Origin of the sequence: Negativicoccus succinicivorans, from assembly GCF_018373335.1 — a bacterium.
Taxonomy (GTDB): Bacteria; Bacillota; Negativicutes; order Veillonellales; family Negativicoccaceae; genus Negativicoccus; species Negativicoccus succinicivorans_A.
Map to the genome: position 1 here is coordinate 1 of NZ_JAHAHH010000061.1, position 7,819 is coordinate 7,819.

Sequence of the window (7,819 nt, forward strand, 5' to 3'; positions counted from 1 at the left end):
CCCGGTCGGATGGGATCGCTCATTTCCGCCAAATGTCCTTTGGTGTAAAAAAGCAGCGCATTGACCAACGTTCCGTCCGCGTGTCCCGGCGACGGATGCACCACCATGCCGCGCGCTTTATTGATCACTACGACATCTTCATCTTCGTAACGCACATCCAGCGGAATATTTTGCGGCTCCGGCAAGGCCTCCAATTTCGGCGCATACTCCGCCGTCACGAACATACCCGCGCGCAAAACGGTATTCGCTTTGGCCGGCGCGCCTTCCACCGTCACCGCGCCCGCTTTGCACAATTTTTGCGCCGCCGAACGCGAGACATCGAGCACCATCGCCAGCCATACATCGAGGCGCGTTTTCTCCGCCGCGGCATCCGTTATCCATTCATACATCATGCGTTACCTCGCCGCCAAAAAAAGAGGCAAAAGCACGCCACCGCGACGCAAATCGCGATATCCGCCACATTGAAAATCGGCCACACGCGCAAGTCGAAAAAGTCCGTGACGCCGCCCTGATAAAACCGATCCCAGGCGTTACCGAGCGCGCCGCCCAACAGCAAACCGACCGCGATCGAAAAATATTTCGGTTCGCGCGGAATACGTTTCCGGTACCAAAAGAAAAGGGCGAACAAAATCGCCACCACCAAGAGAAAAAACCATTGCTGATGTGCCAAAATGCCGAAGGCCGCGCCGTGGTTTTCTATATATGTCCAGTGCCATACGTTCGGAATGACGGGGATGCTTTCCCCGAGCTCCATCGTCGCGCGCACATAATATTTCGTCAATTGGTCGAGCACAATCACAACCAACGCTACCCAAAAAGTCATCCAAGCATAACTCCTTCATCTATATTTCAATAGCTTATTATAGCATACCCGTGTCACAGTCCCTTCCGCGCCCACCGATCGCCATTTTATTTTTCGTACAAAAAAACGCCCTCAGGGCGTTTTTTAATCCAATACGTAAACTTCTACGTTACGACGTCCGTATTGGTAACATTCGTCGTACGTTTCCATGCATAAGTCAATCCGATTGCCGATAATCGCGCCGCCGGTATCCGCAGCGATCGCTTCGCCGTACCCCGGAACAAACACGCGCGTGCCCATCGGAATCACATTCGGGTCGACCGCTACCACGCCGTAACGGGCTTTCATGCCGCTCGCGGTAATCCCGCGACCGTCACCGTCCATCGGATGATACGCTGTTGCTTCCATGTTGATCATTTTCGTGAATCGAATATCCCCGCGGCTGGTATTGACGATATCACGCGTTCCGACTTGCACCACCTGGTCCACCGCCGGCTGCAACGGTTGCGACTCCAACGGCACGCGGCCGACTTCACGACCGTCTACCGTAAGCACGCGGTACTTCGTTTTTTGTTTCCCGTTCACGCCCGCCTGCGTCACTTTTTCCGCGCCGGCGAACATGCGGTCATTCGGTTCGCGAACGATCTTGAAAGGAACTTCTTCTTCGACCGTGATTTCCGAAGCCGTGTACTTACCGACCGGAATTTCCATACCGGCTTTGACCGGAGTGTCCGCCGGAATCAGCGTCACATATTCCGCCGGGTCATAGCCCGCTTCCGTGATCGCCTGCGCTGCGGTCTTGCCCGCCGACATCGTCGCTTTCACTTCCGCGCCTTCCCGAATACTGATCGGAACGGCACGACGCACAGTCAATACGGAGCCGTCAACGAGCTTTTCCGTATTCAGATCCACTTTGTCATATTCATTTAACACGATATGCGCATCATACATAATGCCCGCTGTGGATTGCGCTGATGTGCGAACGGTCTGCTGTCTGTCGTCAACCATAACGGTGAGCGTCCGCGGCTGCATAGAAAAGCCGACCATCGACACGATCATGATGACGAAGACGCAGAACAAAAGGACCGGATGGGTCCCCCATTTTTTCCAATTTGTCCTCATACAGTAACCTCCAACACGGGGATTCTACCATGAGTGGACAGTTCTGTCAAAGCTTTGAGGTTTACAATACGGCAAATTAGGGCTCGAACGGCCTTTTTTCTAATTTTAAAACAAATATTTCCATAAATGGAAATTAACAAAAACAGAGCCCGTGATTCCCTCACCGCAAGGACTCCACAGTTGTCCTTTTAGCAAGGACACCGAGACGGATTGTCAATGAGGGAAACGCACGGGCTATTATTAAAATTTAGTTACAATAACATTTTGCCGGGAATTTTTCCTGATTTTTTGGGAATACGTCATCTGTAAAGACATTTTTTACAATGTTTTTCGCCACTTTACCGCATTTCAGTACAACGCGGCAAACCTTTTTCGCGGCGTTTCCGTTTATTGGAGTTCGTCCGCGTAAAAAGGTTCCAGTCGCTGACGCAACGTGAGATTTTCCGGCACGTCCCGCTCTTCGGCAAGTTGCTGGAACTTCTCTTGCGCCGCGATCGGATTCTCCGCGGCGATCGTTTTGATGTAGCTGCCGTCCGGCTGCATCACATGCGCCTTCTGGTTATCGTCCAGCTGAATTTGCAAGAGCTCGCGCAAACGACGGCGATGCGTTTCCGATTCGATCGGCACCATCAGTTCCACACGGTCATTCAGGTTGCGTGGCATCCAGTCGGCGGAGCTGATGTAGACTTCCGGGCGACCGCCGTTGGCAAACCAAAAAACGCGGCTATGTTCCAGGAAACGTCCGACCAGACTGCGCACGCGAATATTTTCGCTGACCCCTTTGATGCCCGGCTTCAATACGCAAATGCCGCGCACGATGCAATCGATCTGCACGCCTGCCCGAGAAGCCTCATACAATTTCAAAATAATTTCACGATCCAACAGCGAATTCATCTTCACGATCATCCGCGCCAGTTCGCCTTTCTTGGCAAACGCGATCTCGCGCTCAATGAGTTCGATGGAACGTCTGCGCAAATCCATCGGCGCCACGATAAATTTATGCCATTGCGGCGGATCGGAATAGCCGGACAAGAGGTTGAAGAAATTGCCGGCATCGATGCCGAAAAGGTCGCTCGCGGTAAAAATGCCGCAGTCGGTATACAGTTTCGCGGTTTTACCGTTATAGTTGCCCGTGCCGACATGCACGTAGCGTCGGATGCCGTCCGGTTCGCGGCGAATAACGAGCGTGCATTTCGAGTGCGTTTTCACGCCTTTCAAACCGTAGATAACATGCGCGCCGGCCTGCTCCAGGCGACGCCCCATCAAAATATTATTTTCTTCATCAAAGCGCGCTTTGACTTCCATCAGCACCGTCACCTGCTTGCCGTTTTCGGCGGCGGTCGCAAGAGCATGCACGATTTTGGAGTCCGAACTTACGCGATACAGCGTCTGCTTAATCGCGAGCACATGCGGATCTTTCGCCGCGTCGCTGATAAACTTCTCCACCGTCGCGAAGGATTCATACGGCACGTGAATGAAAAGATCATGATTGCGAATTTTGGCGAACAGATCTTCGCCTTTGGTCGTGAGCACCGAATACGAGCGGCGTGGGCGCACCGACACGTAGCGCAGGTGGTCGAACCCGGCGATGTCGGCAAGTGAAAAGAACTGCGTGACATCAAGCTTGCCGTTGATATCATAGATATCTTCTTCCGTAAGCGACAACTCATCGCGCAAAAATTCGCGCAACGGCGTCGCTTTACCCGCTTCAAATTCCATCCGCACGGCGGCGCCGCGACGGCGGCGTTTCAACGATTTTTCCACTTCATCGAGCAGGTCTTCCGCGCCTTCCTCGTCGATATCGAGGTCGGCATCGCGCGTGATACGGAAAACGCGGGCATCGATAATGGTGTGTCCCTGGAAAAACGCGTCCGCGCGTTTGCGCAGCACGTCCTCCAGCCAGACGAATTCACGCCCGCTCGCCGTTTGGTATTCGCCCGGGATTTCAATCAGTCGGGGCAAGACGCTCGGTACCGGTAAAATCGCGGTGCGGACATCGTCCGGACTGCCGTTCGGATGCAGCATGACCGCCAAATTCAGGCTGCGACTCATCAAAAAAGGGAACGGGTGACTCGCGTCGACGGCCAGCGGCGTAACCACCGGATAAATCGTGCGGTCAAAATATTCATTCAGCCAGTAGGCCTGGTCGGGAGTCAGCTCCTCCGGCGTGTACAGGCGCAATCCCTCTTCATAGAGACCCGCCAACACATCATGCAAGTACCGATACTGACGCGCCACATGCTGTTTGCACTTGCGCGAAATCGCCGTCAGCTGTTCCGCGGGCGTCATATTGGCGTTGTCGCGCCGCTCAATGCCGCCGGCTCGCTGATGCATGAGCCCCGCCACGCGGATCATGAAGAATTCATCCAAATTGGAGCCCGTGATCGCGATAAATTTCAATTTTTCAAGCAAGGGATTATTCGGATCCACCGCTTCTTCCAAAACGCGTTCGTTGAAACTTAACCAGCTCAGTTCCCGATTCAAAAAATAACGGTGGTCCAACTCGGGCGTCTCTTGTGTCCGTGCAGAATCAGTCATTGCGGTCTCCTTTCCAGTTTCGCATCCAGCCCGAAAACATCCGTAAATAATTCGGTTTCTTCGGCAAATGTCCATTCTTCCAAAAGGGTGTTCGTATTGGCTTTCGCGTCGTAATAAACGACTAAACTGCCGCGGCGTAAAAAGGCTTCTACGTTATAGAGCTTACGCTGTTCGCCCTTATCCATCGCGTCCGCCAGCCGCAGTACGGCGACGAGTTTCAAAATCACCATCTTGACCCCTTCGGGCAACTGCCGGAACGGCTTATCTTCATCACTCGGACGGCCTTTGTAATTGTAGTACGCAACGACCGCGACCAGCTCTTTTTCCAAATCGGTCAGACCGAATAAGTCCGTGCCCATGATGATGTGGTACGTATGCACGCTGTTTTGGCGCAAGTTCACAAAGCGCCCGATCTGATGCAGGAATACCGCCATTCGCAAAAGGTACGTATCCCGCTCATCCAAGCCGTGTACCGGACGCAGCGCTTTCATCAGAATGACGACATACTTCGCGACCGTTTCCAAATGCATGATGTTGCCGCCGTAGCGCGCCGCCATCGTCTTGGCGAGCTCGAGATGCTGCTCGCGCAAAAAAGTAAGCGCCGGCTCGTCGGTCGTGCGCGCGCCGTAGTAAAGCATCGCGCCGTAAAGAAATGTCGTCGACATCATCAACAGGCGTTGCGGCTGCACATGCGTGAAAATCTGCGCGTAAAGGTGCAGCGTCGGCAGTAATTTTTCCGCTTCATCGGCAGTGAAGCCGTACGCGTGCTCGAGAGTCGTCGCCGTGCGCGTCTCCGAGCTCTGAAATACGCGGAAAAAGCGTTCCGGTGAAACGATGCGCATCGCCTGCTGAGTAGTAAAGCCCATCATCCGAGCGACCAGTCGCGATTCGCGACCGGACAGAACGACATTATCGATTTCGTATTGCCCCAGCATCGGCCAAATCGGTTCCAAAATACGTTCGAGAAATTCATTCAACACTTTCGGGAAATCATAGCTGTCCCGCTGCGCGCGACGGAACGATTCCAACACGCGCAACGTGCCGATATGAACGTTTTGCTGATATTTCAAAGTATCTTTTTGCCAGATCGTCAGTCCCACCGCGCTGGAGGTAATATCGACATACAGTGTCGTCCCCGCGGCGGCATCGGCATTATGCGTCAATGCATAGTGCAACGCGTAATGCTTATAAAAAATTTCCTGCGGCATGTCGAGAATTTTGACGGAAAGTCCCGTATGCACGCGAATCAAATCCAAAATCATGCGGCTGTTTTTCGCTTCCCGCAAAACCGCCGTCGCGTATACCACGACTTCTTCGACTTCGAAATCCGCCAGAATCCTTCGAAAACCGTTAATCATCCGCACCATTTGCCGGATCGAAGTGAAGGACAACTCGCCTTGCGTGAAAACTTCTTCCCCGAAGCCCGCCGCGCGTCTCGCTTCCTGTACGATCGTGACATCGTCCGGACCGCCGTAATCGACGATCAAAAGCGACAACCCTACCGAGCCGACATGAATGACGCCGTACATTCGTTTTTGTTTGCCGATCATACTTTATTCCTCTCTTTTCTATGGTACTTTCATTATAGCCCATTTCGCGGGGAAAAGCGGGCACGCCGCCTTGCCTTAACGAAGTTTTTACATAATAAAACGGCGTTGTTTTCTTTTGCATGCGCCTGCGAAATTCGCTACAATAAAAGCAAGAGAACGGGAAGGGACTGAGTATTTTGTTATGGGATGAAGATTACCGCGCCGAGCAGGTCGGTCTGATCGACCTGGGTTCGAACTCCGCACGCATGGTCGTGATGGCGATCGAGCCGAATGACGCGTATCGACTTGTCTATCAGGATAAGCAGCTGGTCCGCTTGAGTGAAGGAATGCAGGCCGCGGGCCGTCTCACCGAGGAAGCCATGGCGAGAACGCTTGCCGCGTTGCAAAATTTTTCGCATACCGCTGAACTGCTCGGCGTCGAGCAGATGTTGGCCGTCGCCACCGCGGCGATGCGCAGCGCGGATAACGGCATTTTATTTCGCGATGAAATCGAATCCAAAACCGATATTCCGCTCACGATCATCAACGGTCGTGAGGAAGCGCGTCTCGGCTATTTAGGCGTCATCAACACATTGCCGTACGAAGACTTCGTGCTCTTCGACCTGGGCGGCGCCAGCACCGAAGTATCACTGGTGCGCAACCGACGGTTAAAGGAGACGGTGAGCCTGCCGATCGGCGCGCTCACGCTGACGGAAAAATTCGGCACGCAAGACGAAGTCACTCCCAAAGCCCTCAAGGCGATGAGCGCCTATATCCACAAAATGTTGCGCCGATTACCCCATATCGAAGACACGGGGCTGCCGCTCATCGGCATCGGCGGCACGGTGCGCAATTTGGCGAAAATCCATCAACGTCTGGTCTCGTATCCCATTCCCAAACTTCATCACTATACGATGACGCCGGACGCCATTTACGACATGACGAAAATGTTCGCGAACCGCAATCTCAAAGAACGCGCGCAAATCTCGGGCCTCGGTCGCGATCGCGCGGATATTATCACCGCCGGCGCGTTCCTGATTCAAACCTTACTGCAGTTTACAAGCGCGGAACAACTCATTATCAGCGGCAATGGCTTGCGCGAAGGCTTATTTTTCAACTACTACGCCATGACGCGCCGCCAAGGTCAGCACTTTCCCGAAAGCCTGCTGCGGCAAAGCGTGGAAAATTTCCGCAATACGCTGCCGCTCGGTAATGAAGAACAAATGCAATACATCACGAAGATGGCGTTGAAACTGTATGACGGTCTGCAACCCCTGCACGGTTTTCCCGCCCGCTATCGGGAATGGCTGGAAACGACCTGCCGTTTGCATGATGTCGGCATGATGATTAACTACTACAGTCACGCGCAACACAGCGCTTACATCATTGCGAACTCGCCGTTGTACGGCCTCACGCATCGCGAGCAGGCGACCTGCGCGCTCATCGCGGCGTTTCAGGACGGCATTTCCAATAAATTACGCCGCTTCGCCCAGTTCGCAAAACTCCTGACCGCAGAGGATCTGACTGTCGTCAAGCAGCTTTCCACCTTGCTCGCGATTGTCAAAGCGTTTGACGCGACCTACGATGAAAGCGTCACATCGCTCGCCGTCTCGCAGCCGGACGAAACGCACGCGGTGCTGCACCTCACCGCCCGTTCCGCCACCGATATTCCGCTGGTCAACGCAAATATCGAGCCCCATATTAAAGAATGCAATGAAGAGTATCCCTTTACCCTCAGCGTCGAATGGGATAACGCCGAAAAAACGCCGGAGACATACGATACGTTGGCGTAAATCAAAGCAATAAAAAAAGAGACCGTACGGTCTCT

The 7,819-nt window shown here is 53.5% G+C and carries 6 protein-coding genes; 1 reads left to right on the plus strand and 5 read right to left on the minus strand.

The annotated features are described in order from the left end of the window. From KH813_RS05220 to KH813_RS05240, 5 genes are all read right to left on the minus strand, one after another. The coding region (locus KH813_RS05220) for a S4 domain-containing protein (protein ID WP_303994128.1) at nt 1-392 on the minus strand (392 nt) is incomplete at its 3' end. Next, nucleotides 389-823 (minus strand): signal peptidase II, encoded by a 435-nt coding sequence (gene lspA / locus KH813_RS05225; protein ID WP_303994132.1) that lies wholly within the window; start codon nt 821-823, stop codon nt 389-391. The genes lspA and KH813_RS05220, both read right to left, overlap by 4 nt. Before the next feature lie 123 nt (nt 824-946). After that, nucleotides 947-1,924 (minus strand): 3D domain-containing protein, encoded by a 978-nt coding sequence (locus KH813_RS05230; protein WP_303994134.1) that lies wholly within the window; start codon nt 1,922-1,924, stop codon nt 947-949. A gap of 387 nt (nt 1,925-2,311) precedes the next feature. Then, nucleotides 2,312-4,462, minus strand: coding sequence for a polyphosphate kinase 1 (ppk1, locus tag KH813_RS05235; RefSeq protein ID WP_303994137.1), 2,151 nt, complete (start codon nt 4,460-4,462; stop codon nt 2,312-2,314). Next, a complete protein-coding gene (locus tag KH813_RS05240) occupies nt 4,459-6,012 on the minus strand; it encodes a Ppx/GppA phosphatase family protein (protein ID WP_303994140.1) in 1,554 nt (517 codons plus the stop codon). The genes ppk1 and KH813_RS05240 overlap by 4 nt, the downstream gene beginning before the upstream one ends. Nucleotides 6,013-6,188: 176 nt before the next feature. Between KH813_RS05240 and KH813_RS05245 the strand changes: the two genes are divergently transcribed. Continuing rightward, a complete protein-coding gene (locus KH813_RS05245) occupies nt 6,189-7,784 on the plus strand; it encodes a Ppx/GppA phosphatase family protein (protein WP_303994143.1) in 1,596 nt (531 codons plus the stop codon). The last annotated feature ends 35 nt before the right edge of the window (nt 7,785-7,819 follow it).